This is a genomic window from Actinomadura pelletieri DSM 43383 (assembly GCF_003634705.1).
Lineage (GTDB): Bacteria > Actinomycetota > Actinomycetes > Streptosporangiales > Streptosporangiaceae > Spirillospora > Spirillospora pelletieri.
In genome coordinates this window covers 502,238-524,590 of the sequence record NZ_RBWU01000008.1, presented here as the reverse complement: position 1 = coordinate 524,590, position 22,353 = coordinate 502,238, and the positions used below count along the sequence as shown (strand labels likewise).

The following is a 22,353-nucleotide window of genomic DNA, read 5'->3' as shown; positions in this document are numbered from 1 at the left end:
CCCCCCGAGCAGACCGGAAAGGCCCCACAGACCACCACTCCAGCCCCCCGCCAAACCCCACACCAATCCGCCCCCGCCACCCCGCGACGACCGAGGAGCACGTTCACTCCGACCCCTCAGGGAGAAACCTCCCACCACAACAGGACCAGCCCGAAGCGCTCCAAGAGCATCTCGACCTCGGCCAGACCCACCTCATAGACATGATCGAAGGCGCGGCCCGACCGGAGTGGTAGGCGAAGCCCCTCACGTGCCTGTTCGCCGTAGACGTCCACGTCGTCCTCATCAGCGATGACTCCGAATGGCACACCACCGCAACCATCACCCAACCACTGACCGCCGAGGAACTGGAGTTCCTTATGGCACTCCTGCCGCGTGGTCGTGCGCTGTTCCGCACATTTCCGGATCTTGGCTCGGTGGGTTCGGCCTGAGTAGCTTGTCGCGATGGCAATGGACACGAACGGGGAATGGTGGCGCGGAGAGTCTGCCGCTGATCTCGCCGATTACCTGGAAGAACTCGGCGTGGATGGGTATCGGGTCGGGCAGGTCGTCAACGCGACCTGCGCCGACTGTGGCGGCCGGTCCTTCCGGCTCCGAGCTGATGGTGAGGAGGGAACCGTGGAACGCAGTTGCGTCGGCTGCGGCAAGGATGTGCTCATGCTCGACAGCGAAGACCATTGGTCGGATACCGAGCCTGAGCCCGTCATCTGCCCCTGCGGCGTAGACGTTTTCGACGTGGCCGTCGGCTTTTCCCTGCGACCTGACGACTCGATCCGCTGGGTCAGTGTCGGGATCCGGTGCGTTGCTGACGGAGTGCTGGGATGCTGCGCCGACTGGAAGATCGACTATGAGCCGAGTCGGCATCTCCTCACCCGCGTCTAGAAAGCGCGGCTCCGGTCGGCTCTCACGTGGCGGCGGCCAGCCGTGCGGCGTAGCCGCTGTTCTTCCCCCACCTTCCTCCCCCGGCCCGACGAGACCCCTACCTAGCGGCGGACGGGTTCTGTCAAGGGTGGCGTAGCCATCACGTAGTGACGCCCGAAGGGCGCCCTCGCGGGTCCCGGCCGTCGCCATCCTCGACAGCTCGTGGTCCGGGCCCGCACTCTCCAGCCCAGCCAGGTAACGACCTTGCACGTCGGATGGTTTTGAAGACTGGTTCATGCCACGATGTGCGACATGGTGTCGACACGAAAGGGCTATGCCACGTAGACGGCCAGGCCAACTCCGCCGCGCGCAACTATCGACCCTCCCTCCTGCGGGCCGGGTGCTCGCGGCGGGCATTCCAGGGGTGTCGCCCCACGGCATGAAACTGCTGCTCCGGTTCGAGTTCCGCCGCAGAGGTCCGGGAACAACACGACAAGCGCTCCGACTCTGGGAGGCCGTCCTGGCCGATCCCTACCAACGGCTCTACGATCCGAGATACGAGGGCTGTGGTTTCTGGGAGTGCTGCACCGATCCATGGGAGGTGCGGTCCTACCTAGAGGCGGCCGCCCACGTCCTCCCTCGGCGTGATGCTCGCCGTTTCCGCGCCATGCTGGCTCATCTGGACGAGCGCTGGTGACTCGGGCGGCGGCGCGCCCCCCGGCGAGCAGTCGGGCGGGACGGCGGACGCGTCACGATGCGCGGCCCGGCGCGGCCATCCGGTGACCGGCGCCCACGCCGCACGCTCCGGACGGCCAGGCGCGGGGCCGCACCAGCGGCCTTAGCGCCGCCACCCCTTGACGACTGATCCGACCTACCCTTCAGGGGCTTCGATTTACGCGAGAGCCCTTCGCCGTTCCTGACGCGACCTGCGAAGACACGCCCGAACTCATTCCGCGCATATTCCGGGACCAGTGACATCCGGCGGCGTTCGGTGGCATCTGGCTGCGTGCGGGGGCATTTGGGACGCGAACGGCCTCTGACCGTTGGTGCAGGTCAGAGGCCGTTCTGCGTGGTGTGGCGGGTGCAGGGTTCGAACCTGCGTAGGCTAAGCCGACGGATTTACAGTCCGCTCCCATTGGCCACTCGGGCAACCCGCCGTGGTGTCGCTGGTGCGACGGCATGGAAAGGATAGCGGACGAGGGGAGTGGGTGTGACATCGAGGCGGGGTGGTCGGGCGCTAGGCTCTCTGGACCGCGAACGTTGCTGCTGAGGGGATGTGTGTTCGGTGGCGGATGCCAGCTTTGACATTGTGAGCAAGCTCGACCGGCAGGAGGTCGACAACGCGTTGAACCAGGCCGCCAAGGAGGTGGCGAACCGGTTCGACTTCCGGAACGTGGACGCGGGGATCAAGTGGTCGGGGGAGTCGATCGAGATCCAGGCGAACACGGAGGAGCGGGCGAACGCGGTGCTCGACGTGTTGAAGGACAAGCTCGTGAAGCGGGGGATCTCGCTGAAGGCGATCGACGCGGGCGAGCCGAAGCTGTCGGGGAAGGTGCACAAGCTGGGGGTGGGGCTGAAGGAGGGCATCGCCCAGGAGGACGCGAAGAAGATCGGCAAGATCGTCCGGGACGAGGGGCCGAAGGGCGTCAAGGTGCAGATCCAGGGGGACGAGCTGCGGGTCAGCTCGAAGAAGAAGGATGATCTGCAGGCGGTGATCGCGCTGCTCAAGGGGAAGGATCTTGATGTGGCGCTGCAGTTCGTGAACTACAGGTAGGTGCACTACGCCTAGGAGCGCGCCGGCCCCTCCCCCCGCAGAAGGTGGCCGGCGCGCTCTCTTGTCCTATGACGCGGCCTCGTCAGGGATGGTTCGGTCGAATTCGCCCAAGTTGTGGGCGAGGGTGGTGAGGTCGAGGTCCAGGACGCGGGCCAGGGCGGCGACGGTGAAGAACGCGGGGACGGCGATGGCGCCGCGTTCGATCTTGCGGAGGGTGTCGAGGGAGATTCCGGCCTCGGCGGCGACGGCGGAGGCCGGGCGGGAGCCGCGGGCGGCGCGGAGGATCTGGCCTAGGGCCTTGCCGCGGTCGCGTTGTTCGGTGGTTAGTGGGGTACGGACCATGTCTTGTATTGTAATACTGGTATTATAATCTTCGCCATGGTGACCTATCGGACCCCACGGGAGTGGGAGCGGATGCGGGACGCGGGGCGGGTCGTCGCCCGGGTTCTGGCGAGTGTGCGGGACGCGGCGGAGCCCGGTGTGCCGTTCGGGGAGTTGGACGTGGTGGCCGCGCGGGTGTTGAAGGAGCACGGGGCCACGTCGCCGTTTCTGCACTACAAGCCTGCTTGGGCGCCGGTTCCGTATCCGGCGAATATTTGTGTGTCGGTGAACGAGGTTGTTGTTCATGGGATTCCGCGCGGGGGTGTGCTGCGGGACGGGGATGTAGTGAGTGTTGATGCCGGGGCCCGGGTCGGGGGGTACTGCGGGGACTCGGCGATCACGTTCATGGTGGGGAGGAGTGATGAGGCGGGGCTGCGGCTGATTGAGACGGCTCGGCTTGCCCTGGAGCGGGGGATCGCGGCGGCCTTGCCGGGGAATCGGATGGGGGATGTCGCGGCCGCGATCGAGGGGACGGTGCGGGCGGGGGGTTATGGGATCGCGGAGGGGTCGGGTGGCCATGGGATCGGGACGGAGATGCACGAGGATCCGCCGGTGCCCAACAAGGGGCGGCGGGGGCGCGGGCTGAAGCTCAGGGAAGGGCTGACGATCGCGATCGAGCCTATGGTCACCGAAGGGGGAAAGGATGAGACCGGGCTGCTGGCGGACGGCTGGTCCGTCGTGACCGTGGACGGCAGCAGGGCCGCGCATGTGGAGCATTCCGTGGCGGTGACCGGCGATGGGCCGGTGATCCTGACGGCGCCCTAGCGGTGGCCCGCCATGCGTTCCAGGCGGGCGATCCGGTCGGCGGTCGGGGGGTGGGTGGAGAACAGCCTCCCGATCCCGGCGCCGGTGAACGGGTTGGCGATCATCAGGGAGCTGGTGGTGGCGAGTTCGGGGTCCTGTGGCAGCGGCATCGCCCGGGTGCCCGCGTCGATCTTGCGGAGGGCGGAGGCCAGGGCGAGGGGGTCGCCGGTGAGGCGGGCTCCGGCGGCGTCGGCGGAGTATTCGCGGGTGCGGCTGATCGCCATCTGGACGACCATCGCGGCGACCGGGCCGAGGATCATCATCAGCAGCGCGCCGAGCAGGCCGGGGCCCTCGTCGTCGTCGGAGCGGCCGAGCGGGATGAAGATCGCCAGATGGGACAGGTAGGTGATCACGGTGGCGATGGCGGCGGCGACGGACGAGATGAGGATGTCGCGGTTGTAGACGTGCGACAGTTCGTGGCCGAGGACGGCGCGCAGTTCCCGTTCGTCCAGCATCAGCAGGATGCCGCGGGTGCAGCAGACGGCGGCGTTGCGCGGGTTGCGTCCGGTGGCGAACGCGTTGGGCTGCCGGGTCTCGGAGACGTAGAGGCGCGGCATCGGCTGGTGCGCCGAGGTCGCCAGTTCCCGGACGATCCGGTACAGCATCGGCGCCTCGACCTCGCCGACCGGATGGGCGCGCATCGAACGCAACGCGATCCGGTCGCTGAACACGTAGGCGACCCCGTTGGTGACGAGCGCGATGAGCAATGCGATCGTCAGTCCGGCACCGCCGCCGATCAACCAACCGGCGGCGAGCATCAACGCCGACAGGCTGGCGATCAGCACTGCCGTTTTGACGCCGTTAAACTGCACTTCCGATGCCTCCCCGTCGACTCCGGCATGAACATCAACGGTTTGACCTGGGTGAACGTTCCCACTAGGTGGCGTGTGACACCGTCTGTAGGACGATTTGCGGGGCCGCCGAGAGTACAAGCGCGGCGGTGGAAGTGGCGATGACCGCGGCGCGGACGGGCAGTCCGGGCACCGGATCGTAGGACGGGCCGGGCGCCGGGGTGAACAACCGGACGGCCCACAGCAGGTAGTAGTACAGGCCGATGACCGTGTTGATCGCCATCACGACGGCCAGCCAGGTGACGTCGCCCGCGACGGTGGCGCGGAACACGACGACCTTGGCGAACAGTCCCATCACGCCGGGCGGGAGTCCGGCGAGGCAGATGAGGAAGAAGGCGAGCGCGGCGGCGACGGCGGGGCTGCGGCGGGCGAGGCCCCGGTAGTCGTCGAGGGTGTCCCAGGACGGGCTGAGCGGCGCTTCGCGGCGGCGGAAGCCGATCACGACGGCGAACGCGCCGAGGTTCATGACGGCGTACAGGGCGACGTAGGCGGTAGTGGCGGCGACGGCCTCGGGGAGCCGGTCGTCGCCGACCGACAGCGGCGCCAGCATGTACCCGGACTGGGCGACCGACGACCAGGCCAGCAGGCGGATGGCGGTGCGTTGGCGCAGGGCGACGAGGTTGCCGACGGTCATGGTGAGGGCGGCGATGACGGCGATCGCCGGGCCCCACACGTGCGCGTACGCGGGCAGGCCGAGCGCCAGGACGATCGCGAGGCCCGCGAAACCGGCGGCCTTCGACACGACGGACAGGAACGCGGCGACGGGCAGCGGCGACCCCTGGTAGACGTCCGGGGCCCAGAAGTGGAACGGGACGGCCGCGACCTTGAACGCGAACCCGGCGAGGACGAGCACGGACCCGGCGGTGGCGACGGGGTCGAGGTCGGACGGCAGCCGGGACAGCGCGGGGGCGATCCGGTCCAGGTGCATGGCGCCGGTCGCGCCGTACACGAGGCTGATCCCGAACAGCATGACGGCGGTGGAGACGACGGAGACGAGGAACAGTTTCAGCGCGGCCTCGGACGCCGTCCCGTCGTAGCGGCGCAGCGCGGACAGCGCGAACACCGGGAGGGACAGGGTCTCCAGCGCGACGAGGAGCAGGACGAGGTCGCGGGCGGCGACGAGGGCGAGCGCGCCGATGACGGCGGCGAGCAGCAGGAAGTGGTACTCCCCCACCGGCATCTTCGAGTCGGTGATCTCCTGGAGGGACAGCAGCACGACGACGACGGCGGCGCCGAGCACGATGCCCTGGAACAGGAGCGTGAAGTCGTCGGCGACATAGGAGCAGGAGCGGGGGCCGTCGCCGCGCAGGCCGGCCGGGACGCAGAACGTGGCGCGCCGGTCGCCGGTCGCGAGCGCGATGACGGCGAGCAGCGCGACGGCGAGGGAACCGCCGCTGAGCAGGGACAGGACGCGGCGGGGCGCGTCGAACGCGTCGGCGAGCAGCAAGCCGATCGCGGCGACGGCGAGGATCAGCGGCGGCGCGATCGCCGCGTAGTCGATGCTTTGGATCATCAGCCGCCTCCGAACAGGGCGCGGACGGGTCCGGTGGTCACGTCCAGCAGCGTCTTCGGCCACAGCCCGACCAGCAGCGTCAGCGCGATCAGCGGGACCCAGGCCGCGTACTCCTGCACGGACACGGCCGCCGCGGGGGCGCGTTCGGGGGCGGTGCCGTCGGACGGGCCGTGGGTGAGTTTGGACAGCATCCGCAGGAAGTACGCGGCGGTCAGCACCGCGCCGAGCGCCGCGACGGCCATGAACGTCACGAACGTCTCACGCGGCAGGTCGGCGTGCGGACGGTACGCGCCGAGCAGCGCCAGCATCTCCCCCCAGAACCCGGCGAGGCCGGGGAGACCGAGGGACGCGACGGACGCGAACGTCAGGATCGACGCCAGGCGCGGGGACGTGCCGAGCATCCCGCCGCCGAGGGCGTTCATGTCGGCGGTGCCCCAGCGTTCCTTCACGGCCCCGGCGAGGAAGAACAACAGGCTCGTGATCAGTCCGTGCGCGATGTTGCCGAACAGGGCGGCGTTGACGCCGACGGGGGTGAGGGTCGCGATGCCGAGCAGGACGAAGCCCATATGCCCCACGGACGAGTAGGCGATCATCCGTTTCAGGTCGCGTTGGGCGAGGCAGGCGAGGGCGCCGTAGACGATTCCGATGACGGCGAGGAGGCCGAGCCACGGCGCCCAGAACTCCGCGCCGTCCGGGGCGAGCGGCAGCGCCACCCGGACGAGCCCGTACGTGCCCATCTTCAACAGCACCCCGGCGAGCAGCACGGACCCGACGGTCGGGGCCTCGGTGTGCGCGTCGGGCAGCCAGGTGTGCAGCGGCCACATCGGCGCCTTCACCGCGAACCCGAGGCCCATCAGCGCGAACGCCGTGACCTGAAGGCCGTGCGACAGCCCGGACCCGTGCCGCGCGGCGAGCCGCGTCATGTCGAGCGTGCCCGCGTGCGCGCCGACGAGCAGCATCCCGGCGAGGAGCAGGCCGGAGCCGAGCAGCGTGTAAAGGATGAACTTGTGGGCGGCGGCACGGCGTCCGGCCCCGCCCCACAGCATGATCACCACGTACATGGGGATCAGGACGGTCTCGAAGAAGACGAAGAACAGCACGAGGTCGAGCGCGACGAACGTGCCGATCATCCCGATCTCCAGGACGAGCAGCAGCGCGGTCAGCAGCCGGATCCGGCCGCCCTCCGGCGGGTGGCGCAGCGTGTAGAGGAAGCACAGGAACGTCAGCAGCGCCGTCAGGACGACGAGCGGAAGGGAGATCCCGTCGACGCCGAGGTGGAAGCGCAGCCCGATCGCGGGCGCCCACGCACGGTCGACCTCCATCTGCATACGGGACGTGGCGCCGAAGTCGAACGCCGTCATCGCGGAGATCGCGACGAGCAGCGTCGCGCCGGACACGGCCGTCCCGAACGTCCGGACGGCGATGTCGGTGCGCAGGAACCGGTTCGCGGGCACGAGCATCGCCAGCGCCCCGGCCAGCGGGATCGCCATCATCAGCACGAAGATCACAGGAAGATCACCACCCCGGCGACGATGACGACGACTCCGGCGAGCAGTCCGGTCAGGTAGTTCTGCACGTTGCCGTTCTGCGGGAAGCGGATCCGCCCGGCGAGCCAGGTCGCGCCCTGCCCGGACCCGACCACGGCGCCGTCGACCTGGCGGCGGTCGAATGTCACGACGTACCGTGCCAGGGCCCGGATCGGCCGGACGATCACCAGCGCGTACAGCTCGTCCACGTAGAAGGCCCGCGCGAACACCGGACGGGCCCGTCCGAGCACGCGTGCGGGGTCGGCGGCCGGGTCACCGTTCCAGACGAGGAACGCGGCGCCCGCCCCGACCACGACCAGCAGGAAACTCACCGACGCGGCACCCACATGCGGGCGCAGTTCCGCCGCCCCGAGCCCGAAGAACCCGAGGATCGCGGCGGGGACGGCCAGGACCGCGACCGTCCAGGACATCAGCCTGGACGGGTCACGGATCTCGTACGAGCCGCGCGGCTCACCGAAGAACGTCATCAGCCACGCGCGCATCGCGTACGCCGCCGTCAACGCGACCGTCAGCAACAACCCCAGGTAGACCAGCCACGCGACCCCGCCCGGCAGGTTCACGACCTGCCCGTCCGGATCGACGTCCAGTGCGTACGAACCGGCCGGTGTCACGGCCGCCGACGCGACGGCCGATTCGCCGCCGTGGAGGGCGGCGTGTTGGGCGGCTTCGATGACGGAGTCCTTGCTGAACCAGCCGCTGAACGGTGGGACGCCCGCGAGCGCGGCGAGACCGACCGTCATCGACCAGAACGTGATGGGCATGCCGCGCCGGAGCCCGCCGTAGTGCGCGAGCATGTTCGAGCCCGCCACGACGATCACGCATCCGGCGGAGAGGAACAGCAGCGCCTTGAACGCGCCATGGGTGAGCAGGTGGAAGATCGCGGCGGTGTCGGCCCCGACCGCGAGCCCGGCGGCCATCACGGCGAGCTGGCTGATCGTCGAGTACGCCAGGACGCGTTTGAGGTCGTCCTGCGCCAGCGCCGCGAGCGCCGACCCCACCATGGAGACCACGGCGACGACGCCGAGGACGACCAGCGAGGTCGGGGCCTCGACGAACACCTCGTGCAGCCGCGCGACGACGTACACGCCGGCCGCGACCATCGTGGCCGCGTGGATGAGGGCGCTGATCGGGGTGGGGCCCGCCATCGCGTCCGGAAGCCAGGTGTGCAGCGGGAACTGGGCGCTCTTGCCCGCGACTCCGGTGAGGAGCAGCAGCGCCGTCGCCGTCGCCGTCGCGCCGGACAGCTCGTCGACGTTCCGCAGGATCTCGTCGATCTCGAACGTGCCCGCGCCGACGCCGAGCACCAGGACGCCGAGGAGGAACCCGACGTCACCGAGCCGCGTGACCAGGAACGCCTTGACCGCCGCCCGCGAGTTCGCCCGGTCCTCCCAGTGGTGGCCGATCAGGAAGTACGAGCAGATGCCCATGACCTCCCAGCCCGCGTACAGGACGAGGAGGTCGCCGGAGTAGACGACCAGCAGCATCGCGGCCGTGAACAGCGACACGAACGCCGCGTAGGACGAGTACCGCCGGTCGCCTTTCAGGTAAGCGACCGAGTACACGTGGACGGCGAGCGCGACGCAGCAGACCATGAGGCCGACGAAGGCGGACAGCCAGTCCACCTGCAAACCGACCTCGATCGGCACCGAACCGGTCTCGATCAGCGTGAGCGAACCGGTCCGTTCGTCCACGTCCTGCCACGCGACGAACGCGACGATCGCGGCGAGGACGAGCGACACCGCGATCGGCAGGCACGCGATCAGCGCGGGGCCGTTGCGGAGCGGCGGCGTGCCGGCGCCGGGACGGCCGCCGAGGACGCGGGTCAGGGACGGCCCGAGCAACATCCCCGCGAAAGCGCTGAGGAACGGCAGCAGGATGACCAGCGAGGCGAGCCAGATCACGGTGCCGCCTCCTCGACCGCCCCGGCCTTCTCACCGTCGGGCTCGGGTTGCGGACCGGCCTCCAGGGCCGCCGGACGGGTCGAGTCCTCCGCCAGGGCGCGGAGCCGGTCGACGTCCACCATCCGCCGGTTCCGGTACACCAGCAGGACGATCGCCAGACCGAGCCCGATCTCCGCCGCCGCGATCACGATGGTGAACAGCGTGAGGACCTGCCCGCCGTGCAACCGGTCCCGGTACCAGATGTCGAACGTGACGAGGTTGAGGTTCACCGCGTTCAACATCAGCTCGACCGACATCAGGACGAGGATGGCGTTGCGGCGCGCCAGCACCCCGTACACGCCGACGGAGAACAGCAGCGCGGCGACGATCGTCGGGTAGGCGAGATGCATCAGCCGCCGCCTTCCTCGTCCGGCCTGGCCTCGGCCTCCGACCGGGTCCCGGTTTCACCCCGCGCCTCGGTTTCACCCCGCGCCTCGGCTCTCGGCCGCGCCCCGGCTCCTGGCCGTCCTGGCCGGGCCCCGGGTACGGGACGCGCCCGGATGTCGGAGCGGGACAGCACGATGGCACCGATCAGCGACGCGAGCAGCAGCACCGACAGCACCTCGAACGGCAGCACCCAGGTCCGGAACACGGCGGCGCCGAGTTCCGCCGCGGACCCGCCGCCGTCCCGCAGCGGCATCCGCTCGTCCCTGAAGCCCATGACCATCACGGTGACCAGGACGGCGGCGGTGGCGACGGCGACGGCCGCCGCGGCCCACCGGTTCCCGGAGTCCAGGTCGGCGGACCGGCCGATCGGCGCCCGCGTCAGCATGATCCCGAACAGCAGCAGCACGACCACCGCGCCGACGTAGATCAGCACCTGTACCCAGGCGACGAACTCCGCGGTGAGGACGAGGTAGCCGCCCGCGAGCGCACCGAACGACACCACCAGCCACAGCGCCGCGTGGACGAGGTTGCGCGTGGTCACCACCAGGATCGCGGACCCGACGGCGACGACGCCGAGCAGCGTGAACACGACCTCCGGGCCGCTCATGTCCGCCCTCCGCGCGGGGGCCGGGCGCCGCGGGCGGCCGCCTTCTCCGCCGCGGCCACCTCCTTCGGCGGCTCGGCGGACGGGTCGTGCGCCTGCGGCGGCGGGACCGTCCACATCCACTCCCGCAGCCGTTCCTTCTCGTGCGTCAGCTCAGCGATGTCGTACTCGGCGTACTCGAACTCCGGCGACCAGAACAGCGCGTCGAACGGGCACGCCTCGATGCAGATCCCGCAGTACATGCAGAGCGCGAAGTCGATGGCGAAACGGTCGAGGACGTTGCGGGTGCGGGCCCGTCCACCGCCCTCGGCGGGCAGGGTCTCCTTGTGCGAGTCGATGTAGATGCACCAGTCGGGACACTCACGGGCGCACAGCATGCAGACGGTGCAGTTCTCCTCGAACAGCGCGATGACGCCCCTGCTGCGCGGGGGCAGGTCAGGCTGCACTTCTGGGTATTGACGCGTTATGGAACGCCGCGTCATCGTTCGCAACGTGACCGCCAGCCCCTTGGCCAGCCCGCCTCCTGGTAGCCGTCCCACGCGCCCCATGATTGCGCAGGATCGTCTCCGGGGGAACGCGGCGGGTGCCGCGTTCGTCGAACCATATGTGGAGCCCGTGGTCCGCGCCGGGTTCAGGGGGAGGGATAGCGGGTGAATCCGCACGGAGACCATCTCGGGCGCCGCGCCGCGCCTCATTCCATGGGGAACGTGTGGCGGCCGCCTTTCCCGCGGTCGCCGTTCCCTCCGATGTCCCCCGTTCCACCGCCTCCCGTGCCCGTGCCGGCGGCGGATACGGCACGCGGCATCCTGTGGGCGTCGGTGCCGCTCATCACCCTCGGGTACGGGACGCCGTTCTCGTTCCTCTACGCGGCCATCCGGCAGAAATCACCGGGTCTCGGTGTGGCCGCGGCCGGATACGGCACCGGGACCGCCACGGTCCTGATGCTGATGCAGTTCGACAATCCGGTGTTCTTCGTCCTCGCCGGATTCATCGCGATCATGCTGTGGATCGCGGGCAGCGCCCACGCGTTCGCCGTCCGGACGTCGGTGTTCCCGCGGGGCGTGCCGCGCAGCCGCCTCAACGAGCACGCCATCAAGGTCGCCAAGTACCGGCGGGAGCTGCGTGAGCAGGCCCGCGCGCTGGCCGCCGAGGACCCGGCGCTCGCCCGCGAGCTGCGGATCGGCCGTCCCGACATGCCCCGCACCTACGACGACGGCGGTCTCGTGGACGTCAATTCCGCGCCGCCGCAGGTCCTCGCCGCGCTGCCCGGCATGAAACCCGAGTTCGTGGAGCGCATCGTCGGCCGCCGCGAGGAGCACGGCGGTTTCGTGTCCGCCGAGGAGATGGCGGTGGACGCCGACCTGCCGCCGGACGTCCTCCCCGCGATGGCCGAGTTCACCATCTTCCTGAGGTGACGCCCGCCCAGGGCCCGGGGTCAGAGCCCGGGGTCAGAGGACGACCTTCAGCACGCCGGTGAGGGCGAGCTGCGCCAGCGACAGCGGCACCAGCCACGCCCAGGCGAGTTTCTGCAACTGGTCCTCGCGCATCCGCGGATAGCTGACCCGCAGCCAGATCACGCAGAACGCCAGCGCGCCGACCTTGATCATCGTCCAGAGCCAGCCGAGTTCGGTGTTGAGGAACGGGCCCTTCCAGCCGCCGAGGAACAGCACGGCCGTCAGCCCGCACAGCACGACGATCCCGGCGTACTCGGCCAGCAGGAACAGCGCGAACCGCAGCCCGCCGTACTCCGTGTACGGGCCGAAGATGATCTCGGAGTCGGCGACCGGCATGTCGAACGGCGGACGGCGCAGCTCGGCGAGGCCCGCGACGAAGAACACCACGGCGCCGACCGCCTGCCATGGCAGCCACCACCAGCGCCACTCCACCACGACGCCCTGGAGCGACAGGGTGCCCGCCGCCATCGCCACCGACGACGCCGCGAACACCATCGGCAGCTCGTACGACATCAGCTGCGCCGCGACCCGCATCCCGCCGAGCAGCGAGTACTTGTTCGCGCTCGCCCAGCCCGCCATGATCGCGCCGATGACGCCGACGCCCATCACGGCCAGCGCGAAGAAGATCCCGGGCCCGAGGTCGAGGGCGACCTGCCCGCCGGGCCCGATCGGGATCACTAGCAGGACCAGCAGGTACGGGACGAGCGCAACGCCGGGAGCCAGCTTGAACACCCACCGGTCGGCGTCGCGCGGGACCACGTCCTCCTTCTGCGCGAACTTCACACCGTCGGCGACGAGCTGCGCCCAGCCGTGGAAGCCGCCCGCGTACATGGGGCCGAGACGGCCCTGCATGTGGGCCATGACCTTGTGCTCGGCCTGCCCGACCAGCAGCGGCAGCAGCGCGAACGCGGCGGCGACCAGCGCCAGCTTGACGACGACCTCAAGCATTGGGACCCCAGTCATCCGGCACGCCCGGCGGGCGGACACGGCGGCGGCTCGGCGCGCCGTGCCCCGACTCGCCCGGTTCCTTGGCGCCCGGCCACGGCTTGGCGACGCGGGCGGCGAGCACGAAGTCCTTGCGGAGCGGGTGGCCTTCGAACCCGTCCGGGAGCAGCAGCGGGACGAGGTTCGGATGGCCCTCGAACAGCACGCCGAACATCTCGGACGTCTCCCGTTCGTGCCATTCGGCCCCCCGGTACACGCCGGTGGCCGTGGGCAGCACGGGCGCCCGCTTCGGAACGCGCGTCCGGATCAGCAGATGGTGGCGTCGTTCAAGCGAGTACACGTGGACGACGACGGCGAAGCCCTCGTCGAGTTCGTCCACCCCGGTCAGCCAGTCGAAGTAGCCGCAGGACAGGTCGTCGCGGGCGAAGGTCAGCGCGTCCACCCAGTGCTCGGGCGGCACCCCGACGGCGAGGCCGCCGAACGTCTCCTCCGTGGAGATCTCGTCGCCGAAACGGGCCGTCCACGCCTCGGTCAGGGCCTGCGCGGCCGGTTCGGCGCTCACCGGTCGCGTCCGATCTCGTCGTCGTGCCCGTCTTCGGCCCACCCCGGGATAATCGACGGATCGTGCTCGTCCCTGCCGCCGCGCTTCGGCGTCCGCTCGTCCTCGACAGGCCGCACGGGCAGGGTGACGTCCTCGGCCTCATGGACCACGGGCGTCTCCTGCATGGGCGCCTCGGCCGCCGCGTTCTCCCCGGCCGCCACGTTCTCCTCCGCGGGCGACTCGTCGGCGGGCGACTCGTCGGCGGGCGGTGGCGGCAACGGCCGGGTCTCGCCCGCGTCCGGGGGCGGCGGCTGGACGGGACGGCGCAGCACCGTGGCCGAGAGCGGACGCGGCGCGGGCGGCGGGGCCACCGGTTCGCCTCCCGCCCCGGTGTACCGGTCGCCGAGCGACTCACCGGCGATCTTGTCCTGGAGGCGGACGATGCCCTGCAGGAGCGCCTCGGGACGCGGCGGGCAGCCCGGCACGTACACGTCCACCGGGATGATCTGGTCGACGCCCTTCGTGACGCAGTACGAGTCCCAGTAGGGCCCGCCACAGTTGGAGCACGCGCCGAACGAGATGACGTACTTAGGCTCGGGCATCTGCTCGTACAGGCGACGGACGGCGGGCGCCATCTTGTCGCTGACGGTGCCGGAGACGACCATGAGGTCGGCCTGCCGGGGGCCGGGCGCGAACGGGATGACGCCGAGCCGGATGAAGTCGTGCCGGCTCATCGATGTCGCGATGAACTCGATGGCGCAGCAGGCCAGGCCAAAGTTGAAGACCCACAGCGAGTAGCGGCGGCCCCAGTTGAGCACGAACTTGACGGGCTTCGGCGCCAGCCGCGACAGCGGTCCCACGCTCGGCGGCGGTAGATCGATGGTGCCCACGAGAGCATTGTTACAGCCCCACGCGGTCTGGCCAGAGGCCCAGCCGGATCAATCTCAGCCGGATCAATCCCAACCGGGTCAGACCCAGGACAGCACGCCCTTCTTGCCCGCGTAGGCCAGCCCCGCGGCGAGGAACGCCAGGAAGACGAACATCTCGCCGAGCGTCGTGGCCCCGTAGCCGGGCGCAGAGAACACCGTCGCCCAGGGGAAGAGGAAGACCGCGTCCACGGCGAACACGACATACAGGTACGCGAAGACGTAGTACCGGACGTACGAGTGCGCCCAGTTCTCCCCGACCGGGTCGACGCCGCACTCGTAGGTCGTCAGTTTCTCGGCGGTGGGACGGTCCGGACGGAGCATCCGGTTGGCGGTGAGGCCACCGCCGACGATTCCGGCACCGACTAGGAGTAGTACGACAACAACGACATACGTATCGAAATAGTTATGCACCGAAACCTCCCCGCCTGCGTCAGACCAAGTATCCCCGTTCAACGGCGTCGGGGGGAGTGTGACCACGTTCCTCCACATCGGAGGCGCGCGATGTCACGGTTTTACTGCACACTAGGTTAGGCATTGGGGTCAGTTGACCTGGAAGGACGTGACCAGATGAGCAACCCTCCACCGCCACCGGGGTGGGAGAACCCGGGCGGTGCCTCCTGGCCGCCTCCACCGCCGCCCGCGGGACCGGGCGGGCCGGGCGTCCCCGGTGATCCGGGGGGCGTGGGAGGCCCGGGCGGACCACCTCCGCCCGGAGGTTTCGGTGGGCCCGGAACACCGCCGCCGTTCTTTCCGCCGCCGCCCGGCGCCCCGATGGGCCCGGGAGGACCGCCGCCGCGGCGCGGCGGCGGCGCGCTGATCGCGGCGCTGCTCGGCGGCGGCCTGGTGATCCTGGTCATCATCGGCGTCGTGGTGTTCGTGATCGCCGCGAACGGCGGCAAGACCCCGGAGGAGAAGCTGACCGCCGCGGCGACCAGCATGTCCGCGGCCCGCGCGGTCGAACTGAAGGGCACGCTCGGCGGCACCGGAACGCTGACCGGTGAGCTGAACGTCACCCGTGGCGGCCGCGCGACCGGGCCCGTCACCTGGAACGGCGACCGCGTCACCCTCCTGTCCACGGACGGCAAGCTGTTCGTGAAGGCCGGCCAGGCCTACTGGAAGCGGGAGATCTCCGGCAGCGACGAGGCGTTCTACCTCACCTCGGGTGAGCAGTGGGGCCGCCTGGACGCCGACGAACTCAACATCGACTTCAAGCAGCAGCTGTCCCCCACGGCGCTGGCGAGCGCGATCCGCTCCGCGCGGACGTCGCGGATCAAGCCGCTCGAGACGACCTGGCAGGGCAAGAAGGCGCTGAAGTTCAGCACGTTCTCGTCCACCGTCTACATCAGCGACGAGGACGACGCGGAGCTGCTGCGCTACGAGGCCACCACCCCGCGCGTGCGGGTGGACGTGACCCAGAAGAGCCCCGGCGACGCCTCGTCCCTCATCTCCCAGATGCGCACGAGCATCGGCGAGTTGAAGGACTCCTTCAACGGCTCCGCGCAGCCGAGGGTCGCCGAGTGGAAGCGCGGCGGCTGTAACGGCGACGCCGGCTGCACGGTCGAGGCGAAGATCCGTCCGCCGTACGACGTGGAGACGCCCGTCACGATCGACGTCCGGTTCCGGATCACCGCCGGCACGCTGACCGGCCGCGACCTCGGCGACTGCACGACCCGGATCACGATCAGCAGCTCCCTCCCCCAGTGGGCGAGCTGCCGGGTCACCAGCGCCGCCTGGCGGAGCTGGGCCAAGGGCACGGGCGGAACGTTCTACAAGCACGCCTCCTACAAGGTGATCGGCGCCACGCCCGAAGAGGTGTCGGCGATGCAGAACGGTCTCGACAGCGAGTAACCCGAGACACCGAAAGCCCGGCGATGCCGCCCCACAATGGGGGCGGCACCGCCGGGCCCCCTTATGCTCAAGGAGCGCCCTCCAGGGCCGACGGCGCCCCTTATGCCGCAGAGCATCCGTCGGCCTCCCCCCCGGGGAGGACGCCGTCGACATCCCCTGCCTGGTGCCTGACGGTCGGGTCCGATGCGCGGACCCCGGAAGTGAGCAGAGTGATCCCCAGTGAGCGCTGAACAGGACGGGCCGCCCCCGGCCCCCTCCCCAACACCGCCCGGCCTCCCGTTCCCGCCCTACCTCCAGCCCCCAGGCGCGGAACAAGGACGGAACACCGGCCCGGAACCAGGCGCGACCACAGGCCCATTCCCAACCACAGGCCCGGAGTCAGGTACAGGCCAAAGCTGGTCCACAGGCCCCGAGCCGAACACAGAACCGGGCCCATGGCCCGGCACCGGCCCAAGCCTGAGCACAGGCCCGAATCCGATCGTGGGCCCGGAACCGGAACCGGAACCGGAACCGGAACCGGAACCATGGTGGAGCGCTGGACCAAGCCCGACGCCAGAACCGACACCAGGCCCGATCCCAAGCGGAGGACCAGGCTCAAACGCCGAACCAGGCCTAACTCCGATCATGGGACCCGAACCGAACACAGGACCGGAACCGTGGTGGGGCGCTGGACCAGGCCCGACGCCAGAACCGACACCAGGCCTGAACACAGGCCCAATCCCAAGCGCAGGACCAGGCTCAAACGCCGAACCGAGCCTAAGCCCGAACACGGGACCCGAACCGAACACAGGACCAGGACCATCGTGGGGCGCCGGACCAGGCCCTGGCACAGGCCCGATCCCGAGCGCAGCACCGGAACCGGAAACAGGACTCGTCCCAAGCACAGGCCCACGTCCGAACGCGGAACCTGAACCGGGACCGTGGTGGGACGCTGGACCAAGCCCGACGCCAGAACCGACACCGGGCCTGAGCACAGGCCCGATCCCGAGCGCAGCCCCCGAACCGGGAACAGGACTCGTCCCAAGCACAGGGCCACGTCCGAACGCGGAACCTGAACCGGGAGCATGGTGGGGCGCTGGACCGGGCGCGGACACAGGTCCGGGTCCGAGCGTGGGGTCGGAACCGGGAGCGGGACCGTTTTTCGGCGGTGGACCACGGGCTAACGCAGCGCCCGGACCATACGCGGGGCCCGGACCGAACACGGGCCCGATGCCAGGTTCGAACAGGGGGACCGGGTCGAGTCTGGTTCCGAATGCGGGGTCGGGACTCGGGTCGGGGACGTGGTCCGCTTCGCGGAAGGGGCGGTTGGCGATCGCGGTGGGGGCGGCCGTCGTCACGGTGATCGCGGGGGCGGTGGTGGCCGTCATGGTGTCCGGGGGCGAGGAGCCGTCCGGGAAGCCGGTGTCGCCGACGCGGGTCGCCGCGCCGCCCGCGTGGTCCCTCAAGGCGGGCGAGTGGCTCACGTCCGGGAAGGGCATGCGCTACGACGGGACGATGACCGTGGGCGGCAGGCCCGTCCAGGCGCATCTGCGGGTCACCCCGGCGGGCTCGGCGACGGGCACGCTCACGGCGGGCGCGCTGAGAGCGGACGTCGTCGCCGTCGACGGCGTCACCTACGTCAAGGCGAGTCCGGTGTTCTGGCGCGACTACATCGGAGAGACCCGCCAGCCGGACTACTACGCCGGACGGTGGGCCAAGGCGCCCGCGTCCCTACCCGGGTTCGACATTCCGGGCGTTCTCGGCCCCAAGGCCATCGCCCAGGCCCTCACCAGGGCGTCGAAGAAGACGCCCACGGAGAACGTGAACGGCGTCCCGGCGTACCGGGTCGACACGGCGGGCGCCGATTACCTGCTGTCGAAGGCCGCGCCGCACCGGCTGCTGTCCGTGCGGCCCGCCGGGCGGACCTCGCCGAGGTTCGCGGCGGCGCCGGTGGTCGCGCCGGCGACGCTGTTCGCCGAGCTGCGTCCGCGCGTGGCCGGGCTCGGCGGCGCCGCCGACCCAGGGTTGCGGTTCCAACCCGGAACGTTGACGTTCCACAACTGTGACCGCAACACCAACGGCTGTACCGTGAGCGTCCCGGCCACACTGTCATCGCCTTCCGGCAAGGTGCCGGCCGGTGCGCGGGCGGCGTTGCGGGCCGCCATCACGTCCCGTGGCAGGCCGCTCGGGTCGTGCAGGACGTCGGAACAGGTTCCGTCCGGACGGGCGCTGACGCTGCGCTGCACGGTCACGAGCGGGCTGTGGCGCGGCTGGGTGCGCAGGGCCCTCGACAACCCCGGTTCCTACCCGTACGAGGCGACCGCGCACGTCATCGGGGAGGCGGTGGGCGCGCAGGACGTCCCGAAGCTGCTCTCCCTCGTCGACCGTGAGCGCCGCGCCGTCCTCCGGCCGAAGCCGAACACGCCGGGGCCGTCCGGGTCGTCGCGACCGGACGCCGCGCGGTCCGCGACCCCGTCCGGCCCGTAGAACGGACCGGCCCGGACGTGTGGGGCGGTGCCGTCCACGGAAAAACGGGCTGACTACACTCAAGATGTGAACCTCACGCCCCCGGGGAGCCACGGCTCCTCGACCATCCCTGCGCGTCGGCTGGTCAGACGGCTGCACGTCGACCTGTGCCGACAGCGCAGCTCCCTGTGTTCCGAGTGAACTGAGGACCCGTTCAGGTCGTACCACCGGATAGGACCTGCCCGAATCCACGAGACCCGCGTGAACCCCGCACCGAAGTGATACGTCTTGCTTTTGACGGGGTCACGACCTCCCTGGAAGCGGGACGTCACATGACGGGCGGAACGGCGGCCGCGGTCCATGCCTCCCATGACCGGCGGCCACCGAGCGACGGACGACGCGAGTACCACCCTGCCGTCGTCTCGGTGAGCAGTCCGTTCCCGATAACACCATCCGATCCCGGACATACCATGAAGGTAAGCCTAAGTAGCATCACGATCCTGGGTGCCTCCCCCAGGACGGGTGCTGCGCGTCGAGGAGGTCTTCCTCTGTGACCAAACAGGTCCAGCAGCTCGACCGCGTCATCATCCGTTTCGCCGGAGACTCCGGCGACGGCATGCAGCTGACCGGCGACCGCTTCACCCAGGAGACCGCGGCGTTCGGAAACGACCTGTCGACGTTGCCGAACTTCCCGGCCGAAATCCGCGCCCCCGCCGGGACCCTCCCCGGCGTGTCCAGCTTCCAACTGCACTTCGCCGACCACGACATCCTCACCCCGGGCGACGCGCCCAACGTCCTGGTCGCGATGAATCCCGCCGCCCTCAAGGCCAACCTCGGGGACCTCCCCCGCGGGGCGGACCTCATCGTCAACACCGACGAGTTCACCAAGCGCAACCTGGCGAAGGTCGGCTACGCGACCAACCCCGTCGAGGACGACTCGCTCGCCGAGTACCGCGTGTTCGCGCTGCCGCTCACCTCGATGACGGTCACGGCGCTCGCCGACTTCGACATCTCGAAGAAGGACGCCGAACGCGCGAAGAACATGTTCGCGCTCGGGCTTCTGTCCTGGCTGTACCACCGTCCCACCGAGGGGACGGTCTCCTTCCTGGAGAAGAAGTTCGCCTCGAAGCCCGAGATCATGAAGGCGAACCTCGCGGCGTTCCAGGCGGGCTGGTCCTACGGCGAGACGACCGAGGCGTTCTCGGTGCAGTACGAGATCAAGCCCGCCGAGCACGAGCCGGGCCTGTACCGCAACATCACCGGGAACCTCGCGCTGGCGTACGGGCTGGTCGCGGCCGGTGTACAGAGCGGGCTGCCGATCTTCCTCGGCTCGTACCCGATCACCCCGGCGTCCGACATCCTGCACGAGATCTCCAAGCACAAGAAGTTCGGGGTGCGAACGTTCCAGGCCGAGGACGAGATCGCCGCCGTGGGCGCCGCGCTCGGCGCCTCGTTCGGCGGGTCCCTCGGCGTCACCACGACGTCCGGTCCGGGGATCGCGCTGAAGAGCGAGACGATCGGCCTCGGCGTCGCGACCGAGCTTCCGCTGCTGGTCATCGACGTGCAGCGGGCCGGTCCCTCCACCGGTATGCCGACCAAGACCGAGCAGGCCGACCTGTTGCAGGCCATGTACGGCCGCAACGGCGAGGCGCCCGTCCCGGTCGTCGCGCCGCAGTCCCCGTCGGACTGCTTCGACGCGGCGCTGGAGGCGGCCCGTATCGCGGTGAAGTACCGCACGCCCGTCATCGTGCTGTCGGACGGCTACCTCGCCAACGGCTCCGAGCCGTGGCGGCTGCCGGACGTCGCCTCCCTCCCGAAGATCGAGCCGGGTTTCGCGGCGCCGTCCGACGAGGAGTTCCAGCCGTTCCGGCGCGACCCCGAGACGCTCGCCCGGCCGTGGGCCATCCCCGGCACCGAGGGTCTGGAGCACCGGATCGGCGGTCTGGAGAAGGCCGACGGCACCGGCAACATCTCCTACGATCCCGCCAACCACGACCACATGGTCCGGATCCGGCAGGCCAAGGTGGACGGGATCGCGAACGACATCGCCCCGCTCGCCGTGGACGACCCGTCCGGCACGGCACGTGTGCTCGTGCTCGGCTGGGGCGGCACGTACGGCGCGATCTCCGCGGCCGTCCGTCGCGTCCGCGCGGCCGGTCAGCAGGTCGCCCAGGCCCATCTGCGCCATCTCAACCCGTTCCCCGCGAACCTGCCCGAGGTGCTGCGCGCCTACGACAAGGTCGTCGTCCCGGAGATCAACCTCGGCCAGCTCGCGCTGCTGCTGCGGGGCCGGTTCCTCGTCGACGTGATCGGCTACAACCAGGTCCGCGGTCTGCCCTTCAAGGCCGAAGAGCTGCAGGGCGTCATCCAGGAAGTGATCGACAGTGAGTGACAACGGCTCGACGAACGGGAACGGCGCCGTGAACGGCGGTGCCGACGGGAACGGCAGGTCGCTGCTCTCGCTGGTCCCGAAGACCGACGTGAAGCAGACCCTGAAGGACTTCAAGACCGACCAGGAGGTGCGCTGGTGCCCCGGGTGCGGTGACTACGCGATCCTCGCGGCCGTCCAGTCGTTCCTGCCCGAACTGGGGCTGCGCCGCGAGAACATCACGTTCGTCTCCGGCATCGGCTGCTCGTCCCGGTTCCCGTACTACATGAACACCTACGGGTTCCACTCGATCCACGGCCGCGCGCCCGCGATCGCGACGGGGCTCGCGACGTCCCGTCCGGACCTGTCGGTGTGGGTGGTGACGGGGGACGGCGACGCGCTGTCCATCGGCGGCAACCACCTGATCCACGCGCTGCGCCGCAACGTCAACCTGAAGATCCTGCTGTTCAACAACCGCATCTACGGGCTGACGAAGGGCCAGTACTCCCCGACGTCGGAGTTCGGCAAGATCACCAAGTCGACGCCGATGGGTTCGCTGGACGCCCCGTTCAACCCGCTGTCGCTGGCGATCGGCGCGGAGGGCACGTTCGTCGCCCGGACCATCGACTCCGACCGCAAGCACCTCCAGTCGGTGCTGCGGGCCGCCGCGCAGCACCGCGGCACCGCGCTCGTCGAGATCTACCAGAACTGCAACATCTTCAACGACAACGCGTTCGAGCCGTTGAAGGACGCCGCGGTCCGCGACGACGTGACCGTCCGGCTGGAACACGGCGAGCCGATCGTGTTCGGCGCCGCCCGGGAGAAGGCGCTGCGCAGGTCGGCGTCCGGCTCGTTCGAGGTCGTGAAGGTCGCGGACGTCGACCCGTCCGAGATCGCCGTGCACGACGCCCACAACCCCGACCCGTCGATGGCGTTCGCGCTGTCGCGGCTCGACCAGCCGGCGTTCACGCACACCCCGATCGGCATCTTCCGCGACGTGGACCGTCCGTCCTATGACGAGCTGATGCAGGGCCAGCTCGACGAGGCCGCCGCGACCCAGGGCGCGGGCGACCTCGCCGCCCTCCTCGGCAGCGGCGACACCTGGCGGATCGACTGACTCCACCTCCGTCGCGGCCCGGTCCCGGTTCGTCCGGGGCCGGGCCG

The 22,353-nt window shown here is 70.0% G+C and carries 22 protein-coding genes and 1 tRNA gene; 9 read left to right on the top strand and 14 right to left on the bottom strand.

What is annotated here, in order from left to right; all coding sequences use genetic code 11:
• Positions 1-116: 116 nt before the first annotated feature.
• On the bottom strand, positions 117-455 hold the full coding sequence (locus BZB76_RS34440) for a hypothetical protein (protein WP_147449649.1): 339 nt from the start codon (positions 453-455) through the stop codon (positions 117-119).
• Here BZB76_RS34440 and BZB76_RS33030 point away from each other — a divergent pair.
• Positions 442-879, top strand: a complete 438-nt coding sequence (locus BZB76_RS33030; RefSeq protein ID WP_211343315.1) for a hypothetical protein — start codon at positions 442-444, stop codon at positions 877-879. The genes BZB76_RS34440 and BZB76_RS33030 overlap by 14 nt on opposite strands.
• A 418-nt stretch (positions 880-1,297) precedes the next feature.
• On the top strand, positions 1,298-1,555 hold the full coding sequence (locus tag BZB76_RS34435; RefSeq protein ID WP_147449648.1) for a hypothetical protein: 258 nt from the start codon (positions 1,298-1,300) through the stop codon (positions 1,553-1,555).
• Positions 1,556-1,933: 378 nt separating this feature from the next.
• Here the strand turns inward: BZB76_RS34435 and BZB76_RS33025 are convergent.
• Positions 1,934-2,015 (bottom strand) — tRNA-Tyr (locus tag BZB76_RS33025).
• 128 nt (positions 2,016-2,143) lie between these two features.
• On the opposite strand from BZB76_RS33025, the gene BZB76_RS33020 reads away from it, so the two are divergent.
• Complete coding sequence (locus BZB76_RS33020) at positions 2,144-2,632, top strand: YajQ family cyclic di-GMP-binding protein (RefSeq protein ID WP_117398286.1); 489 nt, start codon at positions 2,144-2,146, stop codon at positions 2,630-2,632.
• Positions 2,633-2,698: 66 nt separating this feature from the next.
• On the opposite strand, the gene BZB76_RS33015 is transcribed toward BZB76_RS33020, so the two are convergent.
• Complete coding sequence (locus BZB76_RS33015) at positions 2,699-2,974, bottom strand: helix-turn-helix domain-containing protein (protein WP_121438337.1); 276 nt, start codon at positions 2,972-2,974, stop codon at positions 2,699-2,701.
• Between the two features lie 36 nt (positions 2,975-3,010).
• On the opposite strand from BZB76_RS33015, the gene map reads away from it, so the two are divergent.
• The gene (gene map, locus BZB76_RS33010) at positions 3,011-3,778 is read left to right on the top strand and encodes a type I methionyl aminopeptidase (RefSeq protein WP_121438336.1); all 768 of its coding nucleotides are present in this window, start codon (positions 3,011-3,013) and stop codon (positions 3,776-3,778) included.
• Here the strand turns inward: map and htpX are convergent.
• The 7 genes from htpX to BZB76_RS32975 form a co-directional block, all read right to left on the bottom strand.
• Positions 3,775-4,629 (bottom strand): zinc metalloprotease HtpX, encoded by an 855-nt coding sequence (gene htpX, locus BZB76_RS33005; RefSeq protein WP_121438335.1) that lies wholly within the window; start codon positions 4,627-4,629, stop codon positions 3,775-3,777. The two genes, map and htpX, sit on opposite strands and share 4 nt — an antisense overlap.
• A 64-nt stretch (positions 4,630-4,693) precedes the next feature.
• Positions 4,694-6,181 carry an NADH-quinone oxidoreductase subunit N gene (locus BZB76_RS33000; protein ID WP_121438334.1) on the bottom strand — a complete coding sequence of 496 codons (1,488 nt, stop codon included), beginning with the start codon at positions 6,179-6,181 and terminating at the stop codon, positions 4,694-4,696.
• Positions 6,181-7,689 carry a complex I subunit 4 family protein gene (locus BZB76_RS32995; RefSeq protein ID WP_337959803.1) on the bottom strand — a complete coding sequence of 503 codons (1,509 nt, stop codon included), beginning with the start codon at positions 7,687-7,689 and terminating at the stop codon, positions 6,181-6,183. The genes BZB76_RS33000 and BZB76_RS32995 overlap by 1 nt, the downstream gene beginning before the upstream one ends.
• A complete protein-coding gene (locus BZB76_RS32990) occupies positions 7,686-9,629 on the bottom strand; it encodes an NADH-quinone oxidoreductase subunit 5 family protein (protein WP_121438333.1) in 1,944 nt (647 codons plus the stop codon). The genes BZB76_RS32995 and BZB76_RS32990 overlap by 4 nt, the downstream gene beginning before the upstream one ends.
• Complete coding sequence (nuoK, locus tag BZB76_RS32985; RefSeq protein WP_121438332.1) at positions 9,626-10,018, bottom strand: NADH-quinone oxidoreductase subunit NuoK; 393 nt, start codon at positions 10,016-10,018, stop codon at positions 9,626-9,628. The genes BZB76_RS32990 and nuoK overlap by 4 nt, the downstream gene beginning before the upstream one ends.
• Positions 10,018-10,662 (bottom strand): NADH-quinone oxidoreductase subunit J family protein, encoded by a 645-nt coding sequence (locus BZB76_RS32980; RefSeq protein WP_121438331.1) that lies wholly within the window; start codon positions 10,660-10,662, stop codon positions 10,018-10,020. The genes nuoK and BZB76_RS32980 overlap by 1 nt, the downstream gene beginning before the upstream one ends.
• A complete protein-coding gene (locus tag BZB76_RS32975) occupies positions 10,659-11,105 on the bottom strand; it encodes a 4Fe-4S binding protein (RefSeq protein WP_233525862.1) in 447 nt (148 codons plus the stop codon). The genes BZB76_RS32980 and BZB76_RS32975 overlap by 4 nt, the downstream gene beginning before the upstream one ends.
• Positions 11,106-11,435: 330 nt before the next feature.
• Here BZB76_RS32975 and BZB76_RS32970 point away from each other — a divergent pair, with 330 nt between their 5' ends.
• Complete coding sequence (locus tag BZB76_RS32970; RefSeq protein ID WP_147449647.1) at positions 11,436-12,074, top strand: ComEA family DNA-binding protein; 639 nt, start codon at positions 11,436-11,438, stop codon at positions 12,072-12,074.
• 33 nt (positions 12,075-12,107) lie between these two features.
• Here BZB76_RS32970 and BZB76_RS32965 read toward each other — a convergent pair whose 3' ends face one another.
• From BZB76_RS32965 to BZB76_RS32950, 4 genes are all read right to left on the bottom strand, one after another.
• Positions 12,108-13,061: a complex I subunit 1/NuoH family protein gene (locus tag BZB76_RS32965; RefSeq protein WP_121438329.1), complete on the bottom strand. Its 954-nt coding sequence runs from the start codon at positions 13,059-13,061 to the stop codon at positions 12,108-12,110.
• Positions 13,054-13,620 (bottom strand): NADH-quinone oxidoreductase subunit C, encoded by a 567-nt coding sequence (locus tag BZB76_RS32960; RefSeq protein WP_246007355.1) that lies wholly within the window; start codon positions 13,618-13,620, stop codon positions 13,054-13,056. The genes BZB76_RS32965 and BZB76_RS32960 overlap by 8 nt, the downstream gene beginning before the upstream one ends.
• Positions 13,617-14,489 (bottom strand): NADH-quinone oxidoreductase subunit B, encoded by an 873-nt coding sequence (locus BZB76_RS36865; RefSeq protein WP_121438328.1) that lies wholly within the window; start codon positions 14,487-14,489, stop codon positions 13,617-13,619. The genes BZB76_RS32960 and BZB76_RS36865 overlap by 4 nt, the downstream gene beginning before the upstream one ends.
• A 78-nt stretch (positions 14,490-14,567) precedes the next feature.
• Positions 14,568-14,939: an NADH-quinone oxidoreductase subunit A gene (locus tag BZB76_RS32950; RefSeq protein ID WP_211343313.1), complete on the bottom strand. Its 372-nt coding sequence runs from the start codon at positions 14,937-14,939 to the stop codon at positions 14,568-14,570.
• A gap of 156 nt (positions 14,940-15,095) precedes the next feature.
• On the opposite strand from BZB76_RS32950, the gene BZB76_RS35600 reads away from it, so the two are divergent.
• The 4 genes from BZB76_RS35600 (at position 15,096) to BZB76_RS32930 (ending at position 22,306) form a co-directional block, all read left to right on the top strand.
• Entirely contained in the window at positions 15,096-16,376 is a 1,281-nt protein-coding gene (locus tag BZB76_RS35600; protein WP_211343312.1) for a hypothetical protein, read from the top strand.
• Between the two features lie 1,305 nt (positions 16,377-17,681).
• Entirely contained in the window at positions 17,682-18,842 is a 1,161-nt protein-coding gene (locus tag BZB76_RS32940; protein ID WP_121438326.1) for a LolA-like protein, read from the top strand.
• 529 nt (positions 18,843-19,371) lie between these two features.
• A complete protein-coding gene (locus BZB76_RS32935; protein WP_121438325.1) occupies positions 19,372-21,213 on the top strand; it encodes a 2-oxoacid:acceptor oxidoreductase subunit alpha in 1,842 nt (613 codons plus the stop codon).
• A complete protein-coding gene (locus BZB76_RS32930) occupies positions 21,206-22,306 on the top strand; it encodes a 2-oxoacid:ferredoxin oxidoreductase subunit beta (RefSeq protein WP_211343311.1) in 1,101 nt (366 codons plus the stop codon). Before BZB76_RS32935 ends, BZB76_RS32930 begins: the two co-directional genes overlap by 8 nt.
• The last annotated feature ends 47 nt before the right edge of the window (positions 22,307-22,353 follow it).